Here is a 25,486-nt window from a genome sequence, read left to right on the forward strand (position 1 = left end):
TGTGTTTTACTGAATGAATGGTCCAGATGAGCACTTCGAGCAGCGTCGACGTCTCCCACGCCGGGGGACTCTTCCAACTGCTCCGTGACGGTCAGCCGCGAACGCGCGCCGAGCTGGCCAAGTCGACGGGGCTCTCCCGCCCCACCGTCGCACAGCGGATCGATCAGCTGCTCGGACTCGAACTCATCTCGCCCGTCGACGCCGCGGCCTCGACGGGAGGCCGCCCCAGCTCGCAGTTCGCCTTCAATCCGCAGGCTCGGGTCGTCATCGCCGCCGATTTCGGGGCCTCGCACGCCCGGGTCGCCGTCACCGACCTGACCGGCACCCTGCTCGCGGAGACCGGGGAGGAGCGCGAGATCTCCCTCGGTCCGGTCAGCGCCATGGAGTGGCTGACCACGTCATCCCTGCTTCTGCTGGAGCAGTCCGGGCGCAGCCTCGACGAGGTCGTCGGAGTGGGCATCGGACTGCCCGGCCCGGTCGAGTTCTCGACGGGCAGACCGATCAATCCGCCGATCATGCCCGGCTGGGATCGGTTCGACCTGCCCGGAGCGCTGCGGGAGACGTTCTCGGCCCCCGTGCTCATCGACAACGACGTCAACATCATGGCGCTCGGCGAGCAGACCTCCGCCTGGCCGGAGACCACCGATCTCATCTTCGTCAAGGTCGCCACCGGCATCGGAGCAGGCATCATCTCCGGCGGCTCCCTGCGGCGCGGTTCCCACGGCGCCGCCGGTGACATCGGCCATGTCGCACTCTCCCGAGCCGCAGAGACTCCCTGTGCCTGCGGCAATCGCGGCTGCCTCGAGGCCGTCGCCTCCGGCAGGGCCATTGCCGAGGAGCTCACCCGCACCGGCACTCCGGCGGCGACCCCCGGGGACGTCGTCCGACTGGTCAAAGCGGGCGACCTCACGGCGATCCAGCTCGTTCGTCAGGCCGGTCGCGACCTCGGAGAGGTCCTCACCACCTGCGTGAGCCTGATGAATCCTTCGCTCATCCTGATCGGCGGAACGATGGCCCAGGCGGCCGAGCACCTCGTCGCCGGTGTCCGCGAGGTCGTCTACGCGCGTTCGATCCCCCTGTCCACCGAGCACCTGACGATCGCCCCCTCACATGCGGCCGGCGATGCGGCGATCCTCGGTGCCGCCCATCTCGCCATCGATGCCGCCCTGTCTCCCGAGCGGATCGCCGCCGCCCTCGGACGGTGAGGCGCCGACGCCCAGTGCACTTGACGCCCAGTGCACTTGAGGGCCAGTACACTGGAGGCAGAGGCCGCGCAATCCCCGAACAACGGCGCGGGCCACCTCTGCCGAAGGAGTGCAATTGCCCCATAACCGTTCCTTTGCCCAGGTCGACGTCTTCTCCGCCATCCCCTATCGCGGAAACCCCGTCGCCGTGATCCTCGACGCCGACGGTCTCTCCGATGCGGACATGGCCCGGATCGCGAACTGGACGAACCTGTCGGAGACGACCTTCGTCCTTCCGCCGAGCGACCCCGCGGCCGACTACCGGCTGCGCATCTTCACTCCGCACCGCGAGCTGCCCTTCGCCGGCCACCCCACCCTGGGCTCCGCGGCCGCCTGGCTCGATGCCGGCGGCACGCCCCGGACCACGGGCCGCATCATCCAGGAATGCGGTGCCGGACTCGTCGAACTCCGCAGAGGCGGCCAGGCTTCACCGTCGACCGTGACCTCAGATGTGACCGCCGAGACCCTGTCCTTCGCGGCCCCCGAACGCCTCCGCTCCGGCCCCCTCGACGAGGACTATGTTGAGCAGATCGCGGCCGCCCTGCACCTCGACCGCACGGAGATCCTCGGCCACCAGTGGGTCGACAACGGACCCGGCTGGGCGGCCGTGCGGATCGCGAGCGCCGCGCAGGTCCTCGACCTCGAGCCAGACTTCTCGACGATTCCCGATGCCAAGCTCGGCGTGCTCGGCGCACACCCGGAGGATTCGGAGCACGAATACGAGATCCGCGCCTTCGTGCCCGGCGTCGGTGTCGCCGAGGATCCGGTCACCGGCAGCCTCAACGCCTCGGTGGCGCAGTGGCTGATCGGCGCCGGACTCGCCCCCGATTCCTACACAGCCACCCAGGGCACCGCGCTCGGCCGGGCAGGTGTCATCTCGATCTCCCGCGAAGCCGAGAAGACCGAGTCCGAGAAGATCTGGGTCGGCGGCGCCGCCACCGTGTGCTTCCGCGGAACGGCCCTCGCATGAGCCGGCACCTGACCAGCAAGAACAAGCCGAAGAACCGGCTGCGCATCTTCCACGGCCGCATGTACTTCGCCCTCCAGGCCCTCGCGGGGGCCGCCTGGTGGCTCGGTGTCAGCACGCTTCCAGCCCTGCAGGAAGCGACGCTCGGCGGCCTCGACCCGCTGCTCGTCTCGATCATCGACATTCCGCTCTTCGTCATCGGCTCGGCCCTTGCCGCCCTCAACATGCGCTGGGCCGTGTGGCTCGCCTCGGCGTGGACGGTCATCGTCGCGATCTTCATGCTCATCTACGCCACGGTCACCACGACAGGCGGGATCGGTGCGATCCTCATGGTCGGTGCCGCGATCGGCAGCGTCCTCGCTGGATCGCTCATGCTGCTCGGCCGCATCCCCTCGCACCGCCTCATCGTCGGCCCCTTCGCCTTCCGGGCCTCGCACACGCGCATCCGCTCCCGACTCCTGGTCCGGACCACCGTCCAGCTCGTGATCTTCTGGGGCGTCTTCCTCATCGTCCTGCCCGCGATCATCAACGCGCTCGAGGACCGCTGGAACCTGTCATTCAAGTTCCCGATCCTCGTCGTCGTCGCGGGCTTCGCCCTGCTCGCCTTCTCCACCGTGCTCGGCGTGTGGTCGGCTCGGGCGATCGCGAACTTCGGGTCCGGGACTCCCCTGCCCGCGGAGATGGCCAACCACCTCGTCGTCCGCGGACCCTATGCTTTCGTCCGCAATCCCATGGCCATCGCCGGCATCGGCCAGGGAATGGCGATCGGACTCCTCATCGGATCCTGGCTGATCGTCGTCTACGCTCTGGCGGGTTCGCTGCTCTGGAACTGGCTCATCCGCCCCCACGAGGAGGCCGATCTCCGGGACCGCTTCGGGGCCGAATACGTGGAGTACACTCGGCGTGTGTCCTGCTGGTTCCCGCGCGGACGCGCCTTCGACGATGACGCCGAGGGAGAGCCTGAGACCGAGGAGGACTGAGTCCCATGGTCACATTCACGACGACGCTGCTGTCGCTGGGCAACAACGTCGGCTCGAAGTCCCCGAGGAGATCGTGCTCGGCTTCGGAGCCGGCAAGCGGGTCCCCGTGATCGTCACGATCGCGGACTACTCCTATCCCTCGACGATTGCGGTGATGGGCGGGAAGTTCCTGATCCCACTGGCCAAGGAGCACCGGGAGGCCATCGGCGTCGCTGGCGGTGAGACCCACGAGGTGACGCTCACCCACGACACCTCGTCCCGGGACACCCCAGTGCCCGATGACCTCGCCGAGGCGCTCAGAACCGCCGATGTCCGCGCGGTCTTCGACGCGCTGGCTCCCTCGAAGCGCAAGGAGCACGTGCGCCAGGTGACCACGGCCAAGGCCGAGGAGACCCGGGCCCGGCGGATCGCGAAGATCGTCGACTCGCTGACGCAGTGAGTCAGTGAGTCCGATTCGCTGTGCCCAGTTCAGCCTTCGTCGTGGATGGTCACCCGGTAGCCGTCGGGATCGGCGAAGGCGAAGATCAGACCGAAGGGGCTCGGTGCCGGCTCGCTGAGGATCTCGACCCCCGCCTCGGCGAGTGAATTGTGCAGAGCCTGCGCATCATCGCAGCGGAACCACAGCGCGACTCCGAGACCCGGGGTGGTCACCGAATCGAGATCGACGTCGTGCAGGGGCTCGCGGACCGCGAATGGGATCGGGGAGGTCGCGAAGACGACCGCCCCGGGAGGGCCGGCCGGGGCCCGGGTGAGTCCGAGCCGGGTCTCGTAGAACTCCGCCGATTTCGCGAGGTCGCGGACCTGCAGTGCCGTGAAATCCAGTCCTGTCACGCTCATGATGACTCCCTTCTCCCGATGCCCCGTAACTGCGCGGCATCATGTGTCTGTGTGTGTATCTGCACATGTGCATCTATATGTCAGTAACCTGACATATAAAAATCTATGTCAGAATGCTTACATGAGTCAAGAGGAGCAGAGAAGCACGGAAGACCTCCCGAGTCTCGAATCGATGCTCGGCTATCAGCTCAAGCACCTGCAGTCGGCGCTGCGCTCGCGGATGGACGAATCGCTGCGCGAGCTCGGGCTCTCGACGCCGCAGTACGTGTGCCTCGAGCAGCTGCGCAGACGTCCCGGCGCCTCGAATTCGGAGCTCGCCCGTCGCGGATTCGTCACCCGGCAGACGATGAACACCCTGCTGCGCGGACTGCAGGATCGGGGTCTGGTGACCAGGCCGGAGAAGGCGGAGACGGGCAGGGCGCTGCCGACGACCCTGACTGACGCAGGCGGGCAGCTGCTCGATCGGGCGGCCGAACGGATCGCGCGCATTCAGGAGCGGATGATCTCGAGGCTCGACTCCGCTCAACGCGAGCGTCTGGCCGGGGACCTCGAGCTGTGCATCGCAGCCCTCGAGGAGGGCGAGGGCTGAACTTCAGCTGATTGCGAGGCTCTGTCTGATCACGCGACTCCAACTGGCCCCGCCGACTTATCTGGCCCCGCCGACTTATCTGACCACGCGGTCCGGAGGACGGTCCTCCTCCTGCTTCGGCGGCAGCAGAACCATGACGAGCAGCCCGAGGGCGGCGCCGATGCCCGAACCGATCGTGTTCGTCACGAGGTCGCTGATGGTGGCGAACCGCGTCTGCGTGAGCACCGTCCCCTGGAAGATCTCGATGGCCGCACTGAACCCGGCCCCCACGACTCCGCCGAGCCACCAGCGGCTGCGTCCGAGGTGAAGGGCGAGGAGGAGCCCGAAGGGGATGAACATCCCTACGTTCGCGAGCTTCTCGACTCGCGAATAGGTCAGCCACTCGGTCGCCGAATGGCTCGCGAAGAACTCGAGCAGCCGACCGATCGGCCCATATGGGCCCGTGTCGAGCTGCTGGGGAGTGAGCGTGACGAAGGCGATGAACAGGGTGTAGAAGATCAGCATGATGAGTGGGGCGTTGCCCATTCGACGATCGCGACCTGTCATTGTCCCAAGCCTACCGAGGGAATCTTGGTGCTGGATCAGACCCGGATCAATGCCGGATCACAGACGACACAGGGCCGCTCCTCTCGACGAGAGGAACGGCCCTGGGAAGAGTGGAGCGACTCAGCGCATCAGAAGCCCTCAGGCCACCTCGGCGTCCGCGAAGCTCGCGGTGTCGATGACGGCGCGGAAGTGCACGTCGCCGGACACGACCCGGTCATAGGCGACATCGACTTCGCCGATGCCCACGGTCTCGATCTTTGCGGCGATGCCGTGCTCGGCGCAGAAGTCGAGCATCTCCTGGGTCTCGGGGATGCCGCCGATGTTCGATCCGGCGAGCACCTTGGCGCCGCCGATGACCGAGGCGAAGGACAGATCCTGCTTCTCCGGGGGTAGGCCGACGACGGCCATGACGCCGCGCGCCTTGAGCAGACGCAGGTAGCGGTCGACGGGGATGTCGGCGCTGATCGTGTTGAGGATGAGGTCGAACTCACCCTTGTGCTCGCTGAAGAAGTCCTCGTCGGAGGTCGCGAGCATCCGCTGCGCGCCGAGCTCGAGAGCCTCCTGCTCCTTCTTCATGGACCGGGAGAGCACGGTGACGTCGGCGCCCATGGCCACGGCGATCTGCACGCCCATGTGGCCGAGCCCGCCGAGACCGAGGACCGCGACCTTCTTCGGTGCCCCGTTCTTTGTCTCTCCGGCGCCCCAGCGGTTGAGCGGGGCGTAGGTGGTGATGCCTGCGCAGAGCAGCGGTGCTGCGACGTCGAAGTCGAGGGCGTCGGGGATCCGGCAGACGAAGCGTGCGTTGACGACGACCTTCTCCGCATATCCGCCCTGGGTGACGGTGCCGTCGACGTCGGTGGAGTTGTAGGTACCGACGCTGCCGTTCAGGCAGTTCTGCTCCTGACCGGCACGGCATTCCTCGCACTCGCCGCAGGAATCGACCATGCAGCCCACGCCCACGCGGTCGCCGACCTTCCAATCGGTGACGTTCTCACCAACCGCCTCGACGACGCCGGCGATCTCATGGCCGACGGTCAGCGGGAAGCTCGCCTCGCCCCATTCGTTGCGGATCGTGTGGATGTCGCTGTGGCAGATCCCGGCGGCCTTGATGTCGATGACCACGTCATCGGCGCGCGGATCCCGGCGCTCGATGTTCGCGACCGTGAACGGCTGGTCCGGGCCGGTCTTCTGCAGAGCCTTGACGGTGATGCTCATGGGTTCTCCTCACGTATCTGGGGCGATTCCGGTGCGCTCGTCCGGCACGGCAGCTCGGGCATGGCGGCCCGGGTGCCGGCTGACGATCTCACACCGTTCCACGACGTCCAGCGTCGAGAGCCCCCGGATTATTCCATGCACGGGCGCTTATTCTTCACCCGTCTCCTCACCCCGGGCTCGCGAGCGGACCTCTCAGTCCTTGACCGCGCGCTCGGAGATCGCGAGATCGAGCGGGAAGTCGACCGGCGCATCCCCGAAGAGCAGTCGACCCGCCGAGGCGGCCGATTCCCTGATCGCGTCTGCGGCGGCCTCGGCGTGCTCGGCGGGGGCATGGACGATGACCTCGTCGTGGAGGAAGAAGACGAGATGCGCGCGTCGGGAGAACACCGGCCCCGAGGCGGCGGCTGACCCCTCCCCCTCGTCCGGGTTCCCGTCGCTCGCGAGATTCTCCCCGGCCTCCGGCAGCCGGGCCAAGCGCAGACGGAGGTCCGCGAGCCACGCCAGGGCCCATTCGGCCGCGGTGCCCTGGACGACGAAGTTGCGAGTGAATCGCCCCTGGTCACCGGCGGCGCGCCGGGCCCGGTTCTCATCGGCGGCGGTGGCGTCGAACTGGTTCGCCGCCTTCTGCACCTCCAGCCACCGTTGCCCGGGTGCCGGGGAGGTCCGTCCCAACCAGGTGGACACGACCCCTCCCTGCACCCCCACCTCGGCGGCGGTGTCGACGAGGTGCATCGCGGCGGGGAAGCTCGTGCGCAGACGCGGCACAAGAGCGCCGGCCTCCCCCGTCGTCGACCCGTACATGGCGCCGAGCACGGCGATCTTCGCCTCCTGCCTCGTGGCGACTACTCCGGCGTCGACGAGACCCGAGTAGAGGTCACGGCCCCGCCCGGCCTCGGCCATCGCCCGGTCACCGGACATGGCGGCGAGCGCCCGAGGCTCGAGCTGGGCGACATCGGCCGAGATCAGCCGCCAGCCGGGGTCCGCGCGCAGGGCCGGGCGCAGCTGCCGCGGAATCTGCAGGGCACCGCCGCCGCTGGCCGCCCACCGTCCGGTGACGACTCCGCCGGGAACATAGACGGGCCGGTAACGTCCCTGCTCGACCCATTCGTCGAGCCAGTGCCAGCCGTTGGCCGAGAGCAGCCGGGCCTGCTTCTTGTAGCGCAGCAGCGGCTCGACGCCCGGATGCTCGCTGGTTTCGAGCTCCCATTTCGAGGTCGAGGCGACGTTGATCCCGGCATTGCGCAGGGCCTGGAGCAGGCGGACGGGCGAGTCGAGATTGGCCCGCGGATCTCCGAACGCGGCCCGCACCTCCTCGGCGACGGCGAGCATCTTCGCCGGCTTCCGGTCCCCGATCGGGCGGGGACCGAGGATGTCTGTGAGGATCCGCTCATGCTCGGCCACGTCCCAGGGCACCCCGGCGGCTTGCATCTCCGCGGCCACGAGACCGCCGGCGGATTCGGCGGTCAGCAGCAGGCGCAGTCGCCCGGGGTCGCTCGCCCCGGCCTGGGCACGGTTCTGCCGATCGTATTCGGCCAGGGTCTCGTCGATGCTGTGGGGCACCTGTCTGACGTAGCCGCGACCTTCGGCGACCTCGAACAGGGCGGCAGGGGCGTCGACTCTCGCAGCCGCCGTCGGCCCGGCCTCCCATTGTGCGGCCGCACGGATCGCCTCGGGTTCGGTCACGAGCTCGGAGCGGGCGAGGATCGCGTGGGCCAGTCGCAGATCATGGCAGCGTTCGATGCGGACACCGGCTGCCAGCAGCGGCGGGTACCACTTCGGTGTGTCGCTGAAGACCCACCTCGGCGGGGGTGTTCGGGTCGAACGACTGCGTTCTTCGAGGTCACGGACCCGCTCGGGCAGCTCCGCCTCGGCGATGTCGGTCCTGCCGATCACCGCTCCGCCGTGATCGATCTCGACCATGGCCACCCGGTCGTCACCGGCGCGCCCGAGCACGCACGCAGCGGGAGGACGGTCGGGGACGGCGGACATGATCCCAGCCTACTGCGCACCGGGGACACGGCCGCGGACGCAGCGCGGACGCGGCTGCGTACGCACCGTCTAGCCCGCCGCTGTCCGACCGACGGTCGCCGAGAACAACCGAATGTGATCCTGGTAACGTCGGCGGCACACCACGGATGTCGGACATCGCACGAAAGGCCCACACACAACATGGACGTTGTCTCCTCCCTCATCGAGGCCCTCGGCTCCTCGGCCGTCATCACCGATCCCGACTCCATGGACGCCTACCGCTGGGACCGCGCGAACGACCCCGACGCCGGTGTGCCGCTGGCTGTGGTCAGGGCGACCTCGACGGCCGATGTGCAGGCCGCCGTCCGTATCGCAGCCGCAGCGAAGGTGCCGATCGTCCCCCGCGGGGCGGGCTCCGGGCTCTCCGGCGGCAGCTCCGCGATCGCCGAGGGCATCGTCCTGTCCCTCGACCGGATGCGCGAGATCGACATCGACCCGATCACCCGGATGGCCGTGGTCCAGCCGGGTGCCTTCAACGCCGAGGTCAAGGCCGCTGCCGCCGAGCACGGCCTGTGGTATCCGCCGGATCCCTCCTCCTTCGAGTTCTGCTCGATCGGCGGCAACATCGCCACCAACGCCGGCGGCCTGTGCTGCGTGAAATACGGTGTGACCACGGACTATGTGCTGGGGATGACGGTCGTCCTCGCCGATGGGCGCGCGGTCGAACTCGGCGGACCCCGGCTCAAGGACGTCGCCGGTCTGCCGCTGACCAAGCTGTTCGTCGGCAGCGAGGGAACGCTGGGCATCATCACCGAGGTGACGCTGCGGCTGATCCCGGCCCAACTGCCGCCGACCACCGTCGTCGCGATGTTCCGCAACCTCGCCGAGGCGACGCAGGCGGTGCTCGACATCGCCCGTGAGCTGCGGCCCTCGATGCTCGAGTTCATGGACCGCACGTCGATCAACGCCGTCGAGGACGAGATCCGCATGGGACTCGACCGCGAGGCCGAGGCGATGCTCGTCATGCAGTCCGACGAACCCGGCGAACACGCGGCGTCCCAGGCAGGAAAGCTCGAAGAGATCTGCCGGGCCAACAACGCCTCGGAGTGCTATCTCACCGAAGATCCGGACGAGGGCGAGGCCTTCGTGGCCGCCCGCCGGATGGCGATCCCCGCGGTCGAGAAGAAGGGGGCGCTCCTGCTCGAGGACGTCGGGGTGCCGCTGCCGATGCTCGGCGAGCTGGTGCTCGGGATCGAGAAGATCTCGCAGGAGCGGGCCGTGACGATCGCGGTCATCGCCCATGCCGGGGATGGCAACACGCATCCGCTGCTCCTCCTCGACCCGAAGGACGATGCCCAGCAGGTGCGGGCACGCATCGCCTACGGCGAGGTCATGGACCTGGCGACGGGACTCGGCGGGACGATCACCGGGGAGCACGGGGTCGGCCGGCTCAAGGCACCTTGGCTCGCGGCCCACCTCGGCGATGACGTGATGGAGCTCAACCACCGGATCAAGCAGGCACTCGATCCCGACAACATCCTCAATCCCGGAGCCGTCTACCTCGGGCTCTGAGGCTCGCGAGGCCGGCGGGCTCGGTGTCGGCGCCGCAGCACCGGGGCGAGGGCGACGACGAGGACGAGAACTCCCATCGGGATGAGCAGTGCGCTCCGCAGTCCCCAATGCTCGCCGACGAGGCCGAGTGCCGGTGGGCCTACGAGGAAAGCGAGGTAGCCGATCGTCGAGACCGTGGCCACGCGCTTGGCCGGGTTCGGTCCCGAGGCGCCGGCTTCGGAGAGCGCCACCGGGAAGCCGAGCGAGGTGCCCAGCCCCCACAGAATGACGGCGACCGCGGCGACGATCTGACTGTCGATCAGCGAGGTCAGGCCGATCCCGACGAGCCCGAAGGCTCCACTGACCAGCAGCACGTTCGGGCGTCCGAAGCGGGCGACGATGGGCCCGCCGAGGAACCTGCCGAGCGTCATCGACGCGGCGAAGATCGCGTAGATGCTCGACCCCAGCGCCGCATCGAAGCCGTGCCCGTCGACCATGACCAAGGGCAGCCAGTCGTTGGCCGTGCCCTCGGCCAGGGCCATCCCGAGCACGATCGCGCCGATGACGATGAGCCGCGGATCCCTCCACACCGGGCGAGCGCGGGATCCGGACACCGCCGAGGCGGCAGTGGGGTTCCGGTCTCCATGGGCAGAGGCGGATGCATCCGCCGAGGTGGTCGCTGCGTCGGTCCTGCCCGTCCCCGCGGGGACGTGGCGCATGGCCGGGACGAGGACGATCGCCCCGAGGACGCCGATGGCCACGAGGTGGATGAGCACGGAGAAGTCCGCGGCGGTGGCGACGATGCCGAGCACCGCGCCGATCACCGTGCCGAGGCTGAAGAACCCGTGCAGTGCGGGCAGGAACGGGCTGCCCAGATGCTTCTCGAGCTCGGCGCCCTCGACGTTCATCGCGACCTCGCCGGTGCCCATGCCCAGGCCGAAGACGACGAGCCCGGCCGCCACGACGAGCGGCTGGGACACAGCGGCACCGAGTCCGACGATCGGCATGCTCGCGACGACGCCGATCGTGCCGACGACGATCACCGGACGGGCTCCCCACCGGGAGACGAGCGGGCCGGAGCCGAGGATGCCGATCATCGAGCCGATCGAGAGGCCGAAGAGGACAAGGCCCATCTGCGCGGTCGAGGCATCGAGAGAATCACGGATCGACGGAGTCCGGGTCACCCAGGAGGCGATCGAGATTCCGGGCAGGAAGAAGAGGGCGAGGAGGGCGAGGCGGCGCCGGTTGAGCGAACTCGCCCCGGAGGGCCGACGCGACCGGTGCCCGGTCTCATGGTGCTGTGCTTCGGTGCGCATCGGCTCATCTCCTTCTCGGGTCTTGTCCTTCGGTGTCTCCCGGGTCCACGGTCCGCCCGTGCGATTGGTACAGTCGTACACACTTCCGGTGCGTGTACAAATGTACACTCTGTGCAGGACGACCGCCACGGACGGCGCCGGAAGACCGAGCGAACTCACGGTGACGAAAGACGGAGAACCGAAAGACGGGGAACCGCAGGCGAAAGACCGAGAACACGCAAGGCACACGAACGGGAGGGGCCCGACATGAGCGCACGCAGCGGGGTTCCGAACGACCCCGGCCGCCGCGAGCGGATCATTCAGGCCGCGCTCGAGCTCATCCTCGACGAGGGCGTCGCTGCGGCCTCCCACCGTGTGGTCGCCGCCCGCGCGGGCGTTCCCCTGGGTTCGATGACCTACCACTTCAGCGGTCTCGACGAGATCATCACCGAGGCCTTCAGACTGCTCGTCTCCCGCCTGTCGGGTCGCTACAAGGACGGCCTCCACTCCTCGAAGTCCCTGACCGAAGCGCGAGAGTCGATCGTCGAGATCATCTGCGGGGACGAATTCATCACCCCGCGCGAGATGGCCGGCATCTTCGAGCTCTACTCCTACGGTCGGTGCTCCCGGGACTCGGCCGAGATCGCCTCCTCATGGATGGACATCAGCCATTCCGCACTCACCGAGCACTTCACCCCCGCCTCGGCGCGGGCCGTGGATGCACTCATCGAGGGCTGGACGATTCACCACCACCTCGGCGGGGTCGCCCCCGACCGCGATCTCGTGCGCTCGGCCGTCACCGCGGTGACATCACTGAACGACTAGACCTGAGCCTTCCGGCCGATGACCAGGAACGACAGCGATCAGCGGGTCTGATTCCGTGCCAACCGGAGAAATTTCGACGATAATCGGCACCAGCTGTCGAATCGAGGATGATCCGATCGTCTTCTCGGTGAGCGACCGAGATGCGGCCGCCGCACAGGAACGGAGCCAGACCAATGCGCTACTCACTGATCTTCCACGCATCCGAGCCCGGAGCCGATGGCCCGGCGCCCTCGCAGGACGACATCGAGGAGATGATGCGGCTCATGGACGACTACGGCCAGGCGCTCGCCTCGGCCGGCGTCTTCGTCGCCTGGGAGATGCTCGCAGACCAGGCGTCGACGACCACAGTCACTCGCCGAGGCGGTTCGGTGGTCATCGAGGACGGTCCCTTCGCGGCGACGAAGGAAGCCTTGGCCGGGGTCGTCGTCATCGACGTGAGTGACCGGGATGCGGCCCTGGCCTGGGCGGAGAGGTTCCCGGGCACGAGCTACGGCACCATCGAGGTGCGCCCCGCGGCGACCTCGTTCGTCGACGGCGCCTGGACCAGGCCGTGACGACGGGCTCGAACATCGCACGCCGATGACCGACCGGGCCGACCCCGTCGATCGGGGCCTGAGGGCCTGGCGGGAGTCGGGTGTGCCGCGCAACCCCGAAGGCTGGCTCTACCGGGTGGCGCTGAACGCACGACGGGACGTGTGGAAATCCGCGGCCGCCCGCACCTCGGTGGCCTTCGATCCCGAGGTCCACGACGAGGCCGGGCACGAGATCCCGGCCGAGGCCGACCCGGAGGCCCTGCCCGACCGACGCCTCGAACTCCTCACCGCCTGCGCCCATCCGGACATCGACCCCGGTGTCCGACCGCTGCTCATGCTCTCTGCGGTGATGGGGCTGACGGGACGGCAGATCGCCTCGGCGATGACATTGCCCGCGGCCACCGTGGCGGCCCGGCTGACACGGGCGAAGAAGCGGATCGCCGCCACAGGCCTCGGCTTCGGCTCACCCGACCGGCTCGAGCTCGAGGCCCGGCTGCCCGATGTGTGCGAGGCGATCTACGGCGCCTTCGCCATCGATTGGGTCCATTCCACCTCCCAGCCGAGGGAGGGGATGATCGGCGAGGCCATCTTCCTCTCGGGTCTGCTCGCCCGCCTGTGCCCAGGCGACGGGGAATCCCACGGGCTCGCGGCTCTCGTCCACCTCTCGGCTGCTCGTTTTCCCGCCCGCCGAGGTGAGGGCGGGGCCTTCGTGCCCTTGGCCGAGCAGGACCCCGAGGCCTGGAACACGAGTCTCGTCACGGCGGGCGAGCATCACCTCCGCGAGGTCCATCGCTGCGGTCATGTCGGGCGCTTCGGCCTCGAGGCGGGGATCCAGATCCTCCATATGACCGGCGTCCGACGAGGTGAGACGGACTGGCCGATGCTGCTGCGTCTCCACGACGACCTCGACCGGATCGCCCCGAGCCTCGGCGGGTCCGTTGCTCGGGCCGCGGTCCTCGCCGAGGCGGACGGGCCGGCAGTCGCTCTGGCGGCACTCGAGGCCCTCGACTCCGACGACCGTCGCCTGACCGGCTTCCAACCTGCGTGGGTCCTGCGCGCCCACCTGCTCACCCAGCTTGACCGCCGCGATGAAGCGACCGCGGCCCACCGGCGCGCCCTCGAACTGACCACCGACCCGGCCGAACGCGACTACCTCACCCGATTGCCCAGATCATCTGCTTAGCCTATCCTTAGTTATCGGCATTAACTTTGAGGACAGCACCACCACATGCGCATCGGCGGACGACCGCGGCAGATCGAGCTCGACGACATCGTCGCCGCAGGTCGCGACATCGGACTGCGCGAGCTCAGCCTCGGCGGTGTCGCCTCCCGCCTCGGCGTCTCCTCTGCTGCCCTCTACCGTCACGTAGAGAATCGCTGGGGCCTCGAACAGCTCGTCGGCGAAAGTCTCCTGGCCGATCTGGAGCTGCCCGACGACCCCGCCGCCGACGTGCCCACCCAGCTGCTGACCTTCGGTATCGCACTCTTCGACTTCGTCGTCGACCCCCCCGGCCTCGCCCCCTACGTCCAGACCCTGTTCCCGCGCGGTGAGGCCGGTCGTCGGCTGCTGTCCGAGGAGACCGCCGCGATCGAGCGCCGAGGCTACTCGACCGATGCCGCGATCGTCCTGTGCAGCGCGGTGGCCACCCAGGCCATCGGCCACGCCGCCGCCGAGGACGCCCAGCGTGCCCGGGCAGAGGGCTGGGAGGCCCGACGCGCCGAGGCGGTCGAAGGCATGCGCGACATCGGTCGACTCCACGAAGCCCACCACCGACTGCCGCAGCTGAGCATGCCCCGCTACACCCGCCTCATGCTCGCCGCCACCGTGCGCGCGATCGTCGACATCCTCCCGCCCGACCGGGACGTCGGCGAGGTCTTCGGCGAACTCGAATCGCAGGTCGAGGCCAGCGAACCCCCGAGTCGCGACGTCGCCACCTCCCACACATCCTCCACGCCCCAGACACCCTCCACGTCCCACACACCTTCCTCACTCACCCCAGCGAAGGACCTCTGATGGCCAAACGCGGTTTCAACCTACCTCGAAGAGCATGAGGAGACCGACCGCCTCATCCCCCTGGCCGATCACCCCCGGCTGAACCTCCACTGGGTCCCTCGCCGAGGCGACTCCTCCCTGGCGGCGGCCCTGGAGTCCCGTGATTGGTCGGATTGGCACGTGTGGACGGCTCCGGAGTCCGGCTCGCTCAAACAGCTGCGGTCCCGGCTGAAGGACGAGTTCGGCTTCCCGAAGTCCGTGATCACCGCGCGTGCGTAATGGTACTCGGGACGCGCCTTCGGGTCGATGCGCGGCGGAAAGAAGGAGGAGCCGCAGCAGGCGACTACCCCGGAGACGCCCGAAACCCTCGCAGCACCCGCCGCCCCCACCTCGGCGAGCCCGGCTTCAACTACCCCTCCCCCGAAGGGCTCGTGGAAGGCCGATGCCGGGAGGCGTCTCATCGCCGAACTCAAGCCGACGCTGTGGATCGCGGGCATCCTCCAGGGCATCGTCACCCTCGTCGAGCTCGCCCCCTACGTCCTCCTCGTCGAACTCTCCCGTCAGCTGCTCTCCGGCGCGAACGCCGAGCGACTCTGGACCACGGGCATCTGGGCTCTGAGCCTCATGGCCACCGGCATCCTGCTGTCGGCGGCGCTGATGTTCTGGCTCCACCTCGTCGACGCCCGATTCGAGAGGAGTCTGCGGCAGAGGCTTCTCGACAAGCTCTCGCGACTGCCGCTCGGGTGGTTCGTCGATCGCGGCTCGGGCCGGATCAAGCAGATCGTTCAGGACGACACCCTGTCCCTGCACTACCTCGTCACACATGCGGTCTCCGATGCCGTGCAGGCAGCGGTGGCTCCCATCGCGGTGCTCGTCTACCTGTTCATCGTCGACTGGCGCATCGGACTCGTCCTGCTCGTGCCCGTGCTCGTCTACATCATCGCGATGTACATCATGCTCATCCAGTCCGGGTCGAAGCCGAAACAGGCCCTGACCTGGAAGGAGACCCTCAACGTCGAGGCCGGCGGGTACCTGGCCGGGCAGCCCGTGGTCCGCGTCTTCGGCGGCGCGGCGGCCTCCCGGTTCCGCACCCGCCTCGACGAATACATCCGCTTCCTCTCGGACTGGCAGCGACCCTTCACGAAGTACAAGACGGTGATGGACCTCGCGAACCGTCCCGGTACGTTCCTCCTGCTCATCATCGCCCTGGGCACCCTGCTCACCGTGACCGGGTCGATGGATCCGATCGATCTGCTGCCTTTCCTCTTCCTCGGCACGACCTTCGGATCCCGCCTGCTCGGCATCGGCTAGGGCATCTCGGGGCTGAGCACCGGGCTGCTCGCGGCCCGGCGGATCCGCAACGTCCTCGACGAGGAGGAGCTCACGGTCCGGGCACCCGGTGACTCCCATGCGCCTCCCGCCGAGGCAGCCCCCACCTCGGCGGGGGACGCCACCTCCCCCGCCGGTGCGGCAGTCCCCGCGGGCCTCGTCGAATTCGACCACGTCGGCTTCGCCTACCGACCCGGCGTGCCCGTCATCGACGATGTCAGCGTGAGGCTGCGGCCGGGAACCGTCACGGCCCTCGTCGGGCCCTCGGGCTCGGGGAAATCGACGCTCGCGGCCCTGCTCGCCCGGTTCCACGACGTCGGTACCGGGGCCGTGCGCATCGGCGGAACGGACCTGCGTGAGCTCGAGACCGATGAGCTCTACACGCGGGTCGGATTCGTCTTCCAGGACACCCAGCTCATCCACGGCACGGTGGCCGAGAACATCGCTCTCGCGGTGCCCGAGGCGGACCGGCAGCGGATCGTCGACGCCGCGAAGCAGGCCCAGATCCACGAGCGCATCGAGGCGCTGCCGGCCGGCTACGACACCGTGCTCGGCCCCGACGCCGCGCTCTCCGGCGGCGAACGGCAGCGGCTGAGCATCGCCCGGGCGATCCTCGCCGACACCCCGGTCCTCGTCCTCGACGAAGCCACGGCCTTCGCCGATCCCGAATCCGAACACCTCGTGCAGCAGGCCCTCGGTCGGCTCTCGGCGGGGCGGACCGTGCTCGTCATCGCCCACCGTCTCCACACGATCACCGAGGTCGATTCCATCGTCGTCCTCGACGGCGGGCGGATCGCCGAGACCGGCACCCATGCCGAACTCCTCGCCTCGGGCGGACGCTACCGTCGGCTGTGGGACGCGCGGGAGGCCGACCCACCTCGGCGAGCGCCGCCGCTTCCGCCTCCGAAGGAGCCGCCCGATGATCCGCACGTTCTTCGCTCTCCTCCCCGCGGACCGTCACCGGAAGGCGTTCCTGCACGTGGGGCTGACCCTGCTCAGCGTCATCCTCCGGGCGCTCGGTGCGGTCCTCCTCGTGCCCCTCATCGCGGCTCTTTTCGGCCCCGATCCGGCCCGCGCCTGGCCCTGGGTGGGACTGCTCGCCCTGGTCACCGCCGCCGGATGGGTCATCGACGCCGTGATCTCACGGATCGGCATCGACCTCGGCTTCGCCCTGCTGGACAACGCTCAGCACGGGGTGGCCGACCGTCTGGCCCGGATCAGGCTGAGTTGGTTCACCGCCTCCAACACCGCCACCGCGCGGGAGGCCATCGCCTCCGGCGGACCCGACCTCGTCGGCATCATCGTCTACCTGCTCACCCCGCTGCTGGCCGGGATCACCCTGCCGGTCGCGATCGCCCTCGCCCTGCTGCCGATCTCGGTGCCGTTGGGCATCGCCGCCCTCATCGGGGTCCCGATCCTGCTCGCGGCCTTCCTCGGCGGCGCCCGCATCGGACGACGAGCCGACCGTGCCGCGGCCGAGTCGAACACCGAGCTGACCGAGCGCGTCGTCGAATTCGCCCACACCCAGCAGGCCCTGCGCGCCGCCCGCCGCTCGGCACCGGCGCGCAGCCTCGTCGGAGCCGCCCTGGCCCGGCAGCACGGGGCGACGATGAAGCTCATGCTTCTCCAGATTCCCGGCCAGCTGCTCTTCGGTCTCGCCAGCCAGCTGGCGCTGCTCATCCTCGCCGGAACGACCGCCTATCTGACGGTGACGGGCCGCCTCGGTGTGGCCGAGGCGATCGCCCTCATCGTCGTCATCACCCGCTACCTCGAGCCCTTCACCTCCCTGGCCGAGCTCGCCCCCGCGATCGAGACGACCACCGGGGTGCTGCGCACCATCCGCGCCGTCCTCGAGGCCCCGACCACCTCGCGCGGGACGACGTCGGCCGAGTTCGCCGCGCCGCCCCGGATCGAGTTCCAGCAGGTCTCCTTCCGCTACGGACAGACCGAGGAGGGCCGGGCCGACGGCGGCCAAAACGCCGCCGAGGTGCTCCATGAGCTCGACCTCAGCGTCGAACCGGGTACGACGACGGCGATCATCGGACCCTCCGGTTCGGGGAAGTCGACGATCCTGTCCCTCGTGGCGGGCCTGCAGGAGCCGAGCTCGGGCCGGGTGCTCATCGACGGCCAGGATCCGCGCGACTGGGACGCCGAGACCCGCCGGCGCGCGGCCAGCGTCGTCTTCCAGCATCCCTATCTGTTCGAAGGCAGCATCCGCGAGAACATCCTCGCCGGCGCCATGGGCAGCCCGGGCACCACCGGCGCCACCGACAGCACTACCGACGCCACCCACCACCACCTCGACACCGTCGCCCGCCTGGCCAGGGTCGACGAACTGACCACCCGGCTGCCCGGCGGCTGGGAGGCCGAGGTCGGCGAGGGCGGCACGGCGCTGTCCGGCGGCGAGCGCCAACGGGTCTCGATCGCCCGCGCCATCCTCAAGCCCGCGCCGATCCTCCTCGTCGATGAGGCGACGAGCGCCCTGGACACGGAGAACGAGACCGCGATCGTCACCGCCCTGACCGAGGACGCGACCCCGCGCACGCGCATCCTCGTCGCCCACCGCCTGGAGAGCATCCGCACCGCCGATCGTGTGATCTTCCTCGCGGACGGCGGCGTGGTCGAGGACGGTTCGATCGAGCAGCTGCTGGCCGCGAACGGACGCTTCGCCCACTTCTGGAGCGAGCAGGACGCGGCGGCCGATTGGAAGCTCGGAACCCCCAACCCGGACTGATCGGCAAGGACACGCCACTGAGACCGGAGTCACCTCGTCTTCGGGATGACCCGGGGTTCGGCATATGATGGTGGCATCATTCCACGGACCCCGAAACCCACCTGCATGCACAATTCCTCACTGACCGACCCGAGTTCGACCGCGCACACCCGCGGCGAGGCATCGGCGGATACCGCGCAGGGCCTTGCCCATGCGAAGGCGATCCTCTTCGGAGAGCACGCCGTGGTCTACGGGTCCCCCGCCTTCGCCGTGCCCCTGCACGGGCTCGCCGCCCAGGCCGACATCCGGTACTCCCCGGGCAGGGAGACGCGCATCGAGAGCCAGCTGTTCGCCGGCACCGTGCTCGCCGCCCCCGAACCCATGGGTCCCGTCGTCGCCGGGCTGCGCGCCGCCCTCGAGGCGACCGGTGAGGGCATCGCCGAGGTGGAGCTGACCATCCGCAGCGCGATCCCCCACGGTCGTGGCTTGGGTTCCTCGGCCGCCGTCGCCACGGCCGTGGCCCGCGCCGTGGCCGGGCTGCGCGAACACACTTTCGACGAGTTCGCCCTCCACGAGATCGTGCAGAAGGCCGAGACCGTCGCCCACGGCCGGCCCAGCGGCATCGACGCCTGGGCCGTCGCCACCCCCGCCCCCATCCGCTTCCAGGGCGGACGGGCCACCACGATCGAGGTCGGCAGACCGCTGACCTTCGTGCTCGCCGATTCCGGCCATCACGGATCCACCGCCGAGGCGGTCGCCGGGGTCCGTGCGCTCCGCGATTCCGCGCCGACGACGATCGACCCGATGATCGCCCGCCTGGCCGAGCTGACCGAATCCGCGATCGACGACGTCCGTCGCGGTGACCGCGATGCCATCGGTGGGCGTATGCTCGAGGCGCACCGACTCCTCACCGAGCTCGGCGTGAGCACTCCGACGTTGGGCTCCCTCGTCGACGCGGCGACCGCCGCCGGAGCCAGGGGAGCCAAGCTCACCGGCGGAGGGCTCGGCGGCTGCGTGCTCGCACTGGCCGATTCGGCCGAGCAGGCCGAAGAGCTCGCGGATGCGCTGCGCGCGGCCGGAGCACCCCGCACCTGGACCACGGAGGTATCGAGGACATGAGGACGAGCACGGCCAGGGCGTATCCCAACATCGCCCTCGTCAAGTACTGGGGCAAGGCCGACGAGGCCCGCATCCTGCCGGCCGCCGGCAGCCTGTCGATGACCCTCGATGACTTCGAGACCACGACCACGGTCGTTCCCGCTCCCGAGGCCGATGCCGATGTCCTCGAACTCGACGGCACCTTCGCCGATGCCGACGCCACCGGCCGCATCACCACGTTCCTCGACCATGTCCGGACCCTCGCCGGCTCCACGGACAGAGTCCTCGTCCGCTCCCGCAACTCCGTGCCCACCGGGGCCGGACTGGCCTCCTCGGCGTCGGGCTTCGCGGCGCTGGCCACAGCCGCCGCGAACGCCTTCGAACTCGATCTCGACACCCGCGATCTCAGTCGGCTGGCCCGCCTCGGCTCCGGTTCCGCCTGCCGCTCCGTGGTGCCCGGCATGGCCGTGTGGCACTCCGGGGACGATGAGACCTCCTTCGCCGAACCCGTGGACGCCCCCGACATGCGGATGGTCATCGTCACCGTCGACCGCGGCCGCAAAGCGGTCTCGAGCCGCACCGCGATGCGTCTGACCGCGCAGACCTCCCCGTTCTACGACGCCTGGGTGTCCTCGACCGAGGCCAGCCTCGAGAAGATGATCGCAGCCTGTGAGGCCGGCGACTTCACGGCCGTCGGCGAGATCACCGAGTCCCATGCCCTGCGCATGCACGCGGTCATCGCGTCCACGGAGCCTCCGATCCGCTATCTGCGCCCGCGCAGCGTGGCGATCTTCGACGCCGTCGCGGAACTGCGCGAACAGGGACTCGAAGCCTATTCCACGGCCGACGCCGGACCGAACGTCGCGGTCATCGTCCGCCCCGCGGACGCCGAGCGGCTGGCCGCCCAGCTGACCGAATTCGGTGAGGTCCGCGTCGTCGCCCCCGGGCCCGGTGCCGAACTGCTGAGCGCAGACGCCGAGGTGCCCGCCGCCGAGGTGAGCGCATGATCGAGACGCGTGCGCCGGGCAAGCTCTACGTCGCCGGTGAGTACGCGGTCGTCGAACCCGGCGAACCCGCCGTGCTCGTCGCCGTAGACCGCTACATCACCGTGCAGCTGAGCGAGAGCCGCGATGTCGGTCGGATCCATTCGAGCGAATACGGGCAGGCGCCGCTGGTCTGGCACCGCGAGGCCGACAACCAGAGCATCGTCCTCGAGCACCGCCCCGCAGACTATGTGCTCTCGGCGATCACCGCTGTTGAAGAGCTGCGTTCGGAGATCGGCACCGCCCCGCGCTACTTCGACCTCGACATCTCCAGCGAACTCGACGATGCGAACGGCCGGAAGTTCGGCCTCGGCTCCTCGGGAGCGGTGACCGTGGCGACGATCGCCGCCCTCGACGAGTTCTACTCCCTGGGCCTGACCCGCACCGAACGCTTCAAGCTCGCCCTGCTTGCGACCATCGCCGTCGCACCGACGGCCTCGGGCGGAGACCTCGCGGCAAGCACCTTCGGCGGCTGGATCCGCTTCACCTCCCCCGACCGGCAGGCCCTGCGCGCACACCGCGAGAAGCACGGGGTCGCCTCGGCGCTGTCCTGCTCGGAATGGGCCGGCTCCGGGGCCGCCCGCCTCGCCCCGCCCGAAACCCTGCAGCTCCTCGTCGGCTGGACCGGTTCCCCGGCCTCGACCGAACGCCTCGTCGAACGGGTGCGCCTGCCCGGCGCCGAGGCCCAGCAGCCCTACGAGACCTTCACCTCCGACAGCCGCGCCTGCGTCGACGCCCTCGTGACTTCCTTCGCCGCCGCTGACGGCCGCGCCCTCGAATGCATCCGCCAGGCCCGCCGACTGCTGCAGCGCCTCGGCGCCTCCTCGGGCAGCCAGATCGAGACCGAGCAGCTGCGCAACCTGTGCGATATCGCCGAGAGCTACGGGGCCGCGGCCAAGCCCTCCGGTGCCGGCGGCGGGGACTGCGGAATCGCGCTCTCGGACGCCGAACTGCCGACGATCGACATCCTCCGCGAATGGGAGAGGCACGGCATCCGCCGCCTCAGCCTGTCCCCGCACGCGGCAGAGGGAGACATCGATGACTTCTGAGCACCCCGGCACCGGCCCCGACCCGGGCACCGACGCCCCGAACACCGACACCTCCCGTGCCTCGCGCAAGGACGACCACGTCCGGCTCGCCACCGAGCAGCGCGCAGCGCGTCCGCCGCACACCGACTACGACGATCTCGAGTTCGTCCATCACGCGCTGTCCGGCACGAACCCCGAGAGCGTCGACATCTCCGTCACCGTGGGCGACTGGACCTGGGCCACGCCCTTCTACGTCAACGGGATGACTGGGGGCACCGAAACCACCGGCCGGATCAACCGCGACTTGGCGATCGCCGCGCACGAGACCGGCCTGCCGATGGCCTGCGGGTCGATGAGCGTGGCCCTCGACGATGCCGAGGCCGCGAAGGGCTTCACCGTCATCCGCGAGGAGAACCCGAACGGATTCGTCATGGCCAACCTCGGCGCCGGTCGCGGCCCCGAGGATGCCCGCCGCGCCGTCGAGCTGCTCGGCGCCGATGCCCTGCAGATCCACATCAACCCCGTGCAGGAGACCGCGATGCCCGAGGGCACCCGCGACTTCTCCGACTGGGCCCGCGTGCTCGAAGAGGTCGTCGCGGCCTGTCCCGTGCCCGTCATCGTCAAGGAGGTCGGCTTCGGACTGAGCCGCCGCACTCTGGAGCGACTCGACTCGATCGGGGTCCGCTTCGCCGATGTCAGCGGGGCCGGCGGCACCGATTTCCTCGCCATCGAGAACGCCCGCAGCACGGCCGCCGAGGATTTCTCGATGCTCACCGGATTCGGGCAGTCCGCACTGGCCTGCCTGCTCGACGCCCCCGCGGACGGACCGACCCTGTTGGCCTCGGGCGGAGTCCGCAACCCCTATGATGTGGTCAAGGCGCTGTCCTGCGGGGCGCGGGCCGTCGGCGTCGCCGGCACCTTCCTGCAGGCCGTGCTCGACGGCGGACCCGAGCGTCTCGTCGAGCTCGTGCGCACCTGGCAGAATCAGACGACAGCACTGCTCGCCCTGCTCGGAGCCGACCGGCCCGAACAGCTCACCGGCACCGACCTGCTCACCCGCGGTCGCCTCGGCGAGTTCTGTCGTCTGCGCGGAATCGACGTCACCGCTCTGTCGCGGCGCTCCGAGCTGCATCGTTGATCAGGCACGTCGCCGTGTTCGGAGGACCAGAGGTCCGCGGAACGCACCATGATTCGAGGAGGAACCAGTGAACCAACCAGCAGGCAGCCGTGAGACCCTCACGGCGATCCCGACCACCTGGGTCGGCCCGCTGCGGGTCAGCGGCGCCGCCCTCGCCCCGGTCGGCACCCACACCGAGGTGGCCGTGCCCCTGGCCACCTACGAAACCCCGCTGTGGCCCTCGGTGGGCCGCGGCGCCTCGATCTCACGGGAGATCGAGGGCGGCATCCGGACCGTCATCGTCGACGAGCGGATGACCCGATCGACCCTGTTCGTCGCCGACAGCGCCATCACCGCCGAGGCGGCCGCGCAGGGGATCCGGCACCGCCTGGCCGAACTCGAGGCCGTGGTCGAAGCCGGCAGCAAGCACGCCCGGCTGATCGAGATCCACCCCGAGGTCGTCGGCAATCTCCTCTTCGTCCGCTTCGCCTTCCGCACGAACGACGCCTCCGGGCACAATATGGTCACCGCTGCCTCCGATGCGCTGATGGAGCGGATCCTGTCCTGGGACCTGGGCTTGGGCTACGGCTCGGTGTCGGGCAACTTCTGCTCGGACAAGAAGGCCACCGCCGTCAACGGGATCCGCGGCCGCGGTCGCAATGTCGTCGCCGAGATCCTCCTGCCCCACGAGGTGGTCGAGCGTCGCCTGCGGTCCACGGCCGCGAAGATGACCGACATCGTGGTGCGCAAGAACCTCGTCGGCTCGACGATCGCCGGAGCCCTGCGCTCGGCCAACGCCCACTACGCGAACATGCTCCTCGCCTTCTACCTGGCCACGGGCCAGGATGCGGCGAACATCGTCGAGGGCTCGCAGGGCATCACCTATGCGGAGAACCGGGACGAAGGCCTGTACTTCTCGACCACCCTTCCCCACCTCATCGTCGGCACCGTGGGCAACGGCAAGCACCTGCCCCACGTCGACGAAGCACTGACCCGGCTCGGCTGCCGCGAGGACCGCGAACCCGGCGCCAACGCCGGACGCCTGGCCGCGCTGATGGCCGCGACCGTCCTCTGCGGCGAGCTCTCGCTGCTCGCCGCGCAGACGAATCCGGGAGAGCTGATGGCCACACACATGGAGATGGAACGCAGGGAGGCCGGTCAGGAATGAGCACGCACGAGAGCACAGCGAACGACAGCACCACCGCGAACGGCGGCGCACCGGCGATCGGGAGCGCACCGGCGATCGGCATCGACGACATCGAGCTCGCCACCGCCCATCACGTCCTCGACCTGGGCACCCTCGCCGAGGCGACCGGGACCGATCCGGCCAAGTTCCGTCTCGGACTCGGCCAGGACGAGTTCAGCTTCCCCGCCCCCGACGAGGACATCGTGACCATGGGGGCCACGGCGGCGCTGCCGCTCATCCAGCGCGGCGGCACCGAGGGCATCCGCACCCTCATCGTCGCCACCGAATCGGGCACCGATCAGTCGAAGGCCGCCGGTCTGGCGATCCACCGTCTCCTCGATCTGCCTTCCCAGGTCCGCGTCATCGAGTTCAAGGAAGCCTGCTATTCGGGCACCGCCGGCCTGCAGGCCGCGATCGGACTCGTCTCCCGCAATCCCGGCGACCGTGTGCTCGTCATCGCCAGCGATGTCGCCCGCTACGAGCTCGACTCCCCCGGGGAGCCGACGCAGGGTGCCGGAGCCGTTGCGATGCTCGTCTCCGCCGATCCGTCTCTGATCGAGATCGAACCGGCTTCCGGAATCCATTCTGCCGATGTCGATGACTTCTGGCGTCCGAACGATTCGACGACCGCGATCGTCGACGGCGCCCTCTCGGTCACCGCCTACCTCGATTCGCTGACCGGGGCGTGGAACGATCTGCAGGACCGGGGCGGAGCCGGGATCGCCGAGATCGACCGGATCCTCTACCACCAGCCGTTCACGAAGATGGCGAAGAAGGCCCAAGTGCACCTCGCCGGAATCACCGGAGCGGCGCTGAGCACGGAACTCGGCGTGGAAGCGGCTGCCGGGGTCGGTGCCGGTGGGGTCGGGGCCTCAGCCTCGACCGACACCGCGGAGCAGCCCGGGGCCCCAGCCTCAGCCGACACCGGTGCGACTGCCTCGGCGACACCCGGCCCACGCGACACCGGCCTGGCCACCTCGACGCTGTACAACCGTCGCCTCGGCAACTCCTACACGGCTTCGCTGTGGGCCGGGCTGTGCTCCCTGCTCGACCATGACGAGGATCTGGCCGGTCGGCGCATCGGTCTCTTCAGCTACGGCTCGGGCAGCGTCGGCGAATTCATCACCGGCCTCGTGAAGCCCGGCTACGCCGAGCACTCCCGCCGTGCCGAGGTCACCGCCGCGCTCGACGCCCGTGTGCCGCTGAGCGTCGCCGACTACCGTGAGCTGCACTCCGCCGAGCTCTCGAGCGCGGAGGACTCGCAGACCCCGCGGACCACCTCGGCGCCGTTCCGCTTCGCCGGGGTCACAGGCCGCGCCCGCGTCTACGAACGCAGCTGAGGCTCCTCGGTCGCGAGGCACGGCCGCGGCCCTCAGCCGAAGGCCACCCTGCGCCCTGCGCGCCCGGGAACTCCCGCGAGATGCAACGC

Annotated in this window: 23 protein-coding genes and 2 pseudogenes; 20 read left to right on the forward strand and 5 right to left on the reverse strand. The window is 69.4% G+C overall.

The window, feature by feature from the left end; genetic code table 11:
* The first annotated feature begins 26 nt into the window (after positions 1-26).
* The 4 genes from CV023_RS10775 (at position 27) to CV023_RS10790 (ending at position 3,630) form a co-directional block, all read left to right on the forward strand.
* On the forward strand, positions 27-1,205 hold the full coding sequence (locus tag CV023_RS10775; RefSeq protein ID WP_442859936.1) for an ROK family protein: 1,179 nt from the start codon (positions 27-29) through the stop codon (positions 1,203-1,205).
* Between the two features lie 115 nt (positions 1,206-1,320).
* Positions 1,321-2,214: a PhzF family phenazine biosynthesis protein gene (locus CV023_RS10780; protein WP_230745616.1), complete on the forward strand. Its 894-nt coding sequence runs from the start codon at positions 1,321-1,323 to the stop codon at positions 2,212-2,214.
* Complete coding sequence (locus CV023_RS10785) at positions 2,211-3,191, forward strand: methyltransferase family protein (protein ID WP_230745617.1); 981 nt, start codon at positions 2,211-2,213, stop codon at positions 3,189-3,191. The genes CV023_RS10780 and CV023_RS10785 overlap by 4 nt, the downstream gene beginning before the upstream one ends.
* Before the next feature lie 73 nt (positions 3,192-3,264).
* A complete protein-coding gene (locus CV023_RS10790; protein WP_230745618.1) occupies positions 3,265-3,630 on the forward strand; it encodes a YdeI/OmpD-associated family protein in 366 nt (121 codons plus the stop codon).
* Positions 3,631-3,659: 29 nt separating this feature from the next.
* Here the strand turns inward: CV023_RS10790 and CV023_RS10795 are convergent, their stop codons facing one another.
* The gene (locus CV023_RS10795; RefSeq protein WP_230745619.1) at positions 3,660-4,028 is read right to left on the reverse strand and encodes a VOC family protein; all 369 of its coding nucleotides are present in this window, start codon (positions 4,026-4,028) and stop codon (positions 3,660-3,662) included.
* 121 nt (positions 4,029-4,149) lie between these two features.
* Between CV023_RS10795 and CV023_RS10800 the strand changes: the two genes are divergently transcribed.
* Complete coding sequence (locus tag CV023_RS10800) at positions 4,150-4,617, forward strand: MarR family winged helix-turn-helix transcriptional regulator (RefSeq protein WP_230745620.1); 468 nt, start codon at positions 4,150-4,152, stop codon at positions 4,615-4,617.
* A 75-nt stretch (positions 4,618-4,692) separates the two neighbouring features.
* Here the strand turns inward: CV023_RS10800 and CV023_RS10805 are convergent, their stop codons facing one another.
* The 3 genes from CV023_RS10805 to CV023_RS10815 form a co-directional block, all read right to left on the reverse strand.
* Complete coding sequence (locus CV023_RS10805) at positions 4,693-5,163, reverse strand: VanZ family protein (protein WP_230745622.1); 471 nt, start codon at positions 5,161-5,163, stop codon at positions 4,693-4,695.
* A gap of 138 nt (positions 5,164-5,301) precedes the next feature.
* Positions 5,302-6,378, reverse strand: coding sequence for an NAD(P)-dependent alcohol dehydrogenase (locus CV023_RS10810; protein ID WP_230745624.1), 1,077 nt, complete (start codon positions 6,376-6,378; stop codon positions 5,302-5,304).
* Between the two features lie 192 nt (positions 6,379-6,570).
* Positions 6,571-8,367 carry a bifunctional 3'-5' exonuclease/DNA polymerase gene (locus CV023_RS10815; protein ID WP_230745626.1) on the reverse strand — a complete coding sequence of 599 codons (1,797 nt, stop codon included), beginning with the start codon at positions 8,365-8,367 and terminating at the stop codon, positions 6,571-6,573.
* A 180-nt stretch (positions 8,368-8,547) separates the two neighbouring features.
* On the opposite strand from CV023_RS10815, the gene CV023_RS10820 reads away from it, so the two are divergent.
* Complete coding sequence (locus CV023_RS10820; protein WP_230745628.1) at positions 8,548-9,918, forward strand: FAD-binding oxidoreductase; 1,371 nt, start codon at positions 8,548-8,550, stop codon at positions 9,916-9,918.
* On the opposite strand, the gene CV023_RS10825 is transcribed toward CV023_RS10820, so the two are convergent.
* Positions 9,903-11,213: an MFS transporter gene (locus CV023_RS10825; protein ID WP_230745630.1), complete on the reverse strand. Its 1,311-nt coding sequence runs from the start codon at positions 11,211-11,213 to the stop codon at positions 9,903-9,905. The genes CV023_RS10820 and CV023_RS10825 overlap by 16 nt on opposite strands.
* 246 nt (positions 11,214-11,459) lie before the next feature.
* Here CV023_RS10825 and CV023_RS10830 point away from each other — a divergent pair, with 246 nt between their 5' ends.
* The 14 genes and pseudogenes from CV023_RS10830 to CV023_RS10885 all read left to right on the forward strand — a co-directional run bounded on the left by CV023_RS10830 (position 11,460) and on the right by CV023_RS10885 (position 25,397).
* Positions 11,460-12,017 carry a TetR/AcrR family transcriptional regulator gene (locus tag CV023_RS10830; protein ID WP_230745631.1) on the forward strand — a complete coding sequence of 186 codons (558 nt, stop codon included), beginning with the start codon at positions 11,460-11,462 and terminating at the stop codon, positions 12,015-12,017.
* 173 nt (positions 12,018-12,190) lie between these two features.
* Positions 12,191-12,571: a YciI family protein gene (locus tag CV023_RS10835; protein WP_230745632.1), complete on the forward strand. Its 381-nt coding sequence runs from the start codon at positions 12,191-12,193 to the stop codon at positions 12,569-12,571.
* Positions 12,572-12,596: 25 nt separating this feature from the next.
* Positions 12,597-13,733: an RNA polymerase sigma factor gene (locus CV023_RS10840; protein WP_230745633.1), complete on the forward strand. Its 1,137-nt coding sequence runs from the start codon at positions 12,597-12,599 to the stop codon at positions 13,731-13,733.
* 45 nt (positions 13,734-13,778) lie between these two features.
* Positions 13,779-14,564 carry a TetR/AcrR family transcriptional regulator gene (locus CV023_RS10845; RefSeq protein ID WP_230745634.1) on the forward strand — a complete coding sequence of 262 codons (786 nt, stop codon included), beginning with the start codon at positions 13,779-13,781 and terminating at the stop codon, positions 14,562-14,564.
* A gap of 30 nt (positions 14,565-14,594) precedes the next feature.
* Positions 14,595-14,822 (forward strand): annotated as a pseudogene (locus CV023_RS19010) (SIP domain-containing protein); the annotation flags it as partial.
* Positions 14,823-14,849: 27 nt separating this feature from the next.
* Complete coding sequence (locus CV023_RS19015; protein WP_284934586.1) at positions 14,850-15,854, forward strand: ABC transporter transmembrane domain-containing protein; 1,005 nt, start codon at positions 14,850-14,852, stop codon at positions 15,852-15,854.
* 240 nt (positions 15,855-16,094) lie between these two features.
* Positions 16,095-16,514: pseudogene (locus CV023_RS19020) on the forward strand (ATP-binding cassette domain-containing protein); the annotation flags it as partial.
* Positions 16,515-16,791: 277 nt separating this feature from the next.
* Complete coding sequence (locus CV023_RS10855; RefSeq protein WP_230745635.1) at positions 16,792-18,606, forward strand: ABC transporter ATP-binding protein; 1,815 nt, start codon at positions 16,792-16,794, stop codon at positions 18,604-18,606.
* Positions 18,607-18,711: 105 nt separating this feature from the next.
* Complete coding sequence (gene mvk, locus CV023_RS10860) at positions 18,712-19,704, forward strand: mevalonate kinase (protein ID WP_230745636.1); 993 nt, start codon at positions 18,712-18,714, stop codon at positions 19,702-19,704.
* Positions 19,701-20,690, forward strand: coding sequence for a diphosphomevalonate decarboxylase (gene mvaD, locus CV023_RS10865; RefSeq protein ID WP_230745637.1), 990 nt, complete (start codon positions 19,701-19,703; stop codon positions 20,688-20,690). Before mvk ends, mvaD begins: the two co-directional genes overlap by 4 nt.
* Positions 20,687-21,775 (forward strand): phosphomevalonate kinase, encoded by a 1,089-nt coding sequence (locus CV023_RS10870; RefSeq protein WP_230745639.1) that lies wholly within the window; start codon positions 20,687-20,689, stop codon positions 21,773-21,775. Before mvaD ends, CV023_RS10870 begins: the two co-directional genes overlap by 4 nt.
* A complete protein-coding gene (fni, locus tag CV023_RS10875) occupies positions 21,765-22,892 on the forward strand; it encodes a type 2 isopentenyl-diphosphate Delta-isomerase (RefSeq protein ID WP_230745641.1) in 1,128 nt (375 codons plus the stop codon). Before CV023_RS10870 ends, fni begins: the two co-directional genes overlap by 11 nt.
* A 67-nt stretch (positions 22,893-22,959) precedes the next feature.
* Entirely contained in the window at positions 22,960-24,039 is a 1,080-nt protein-coding gene (locus tag CV023_RS10880; protein WP_230745643.1) for a hydroxymethylglutaryl-CoA reductase, read from the forward strand.
* Complete coding sequence (locus CV023_RS10885; RefSeq protein ID WP_230745645.1) at positions 24,036-25,397, forward strand: hydroxymethylglutaryl-CoA synthase family protein; 1,362 nt, start codon at positions 24,036-24,038, stop codon at positions 25,395-25,397. The genes CV023_RS10880 and CV023_RS10885 overlap by 4 nt, the downstream gene beginning before the upstream one ends.
* The last annotated feature ends 89 nt before the right edge of the window (positions 25,398-25,486 follow it).

This window comes from Brevibacterium sp. CCUG 69071 (genome assembly GCF_021023135.1).
GTDB lineage: Bacteria > Actinomycetota > Actinomycetes > Actinomycetales > Brevibacteriaceae > Brevibacterium.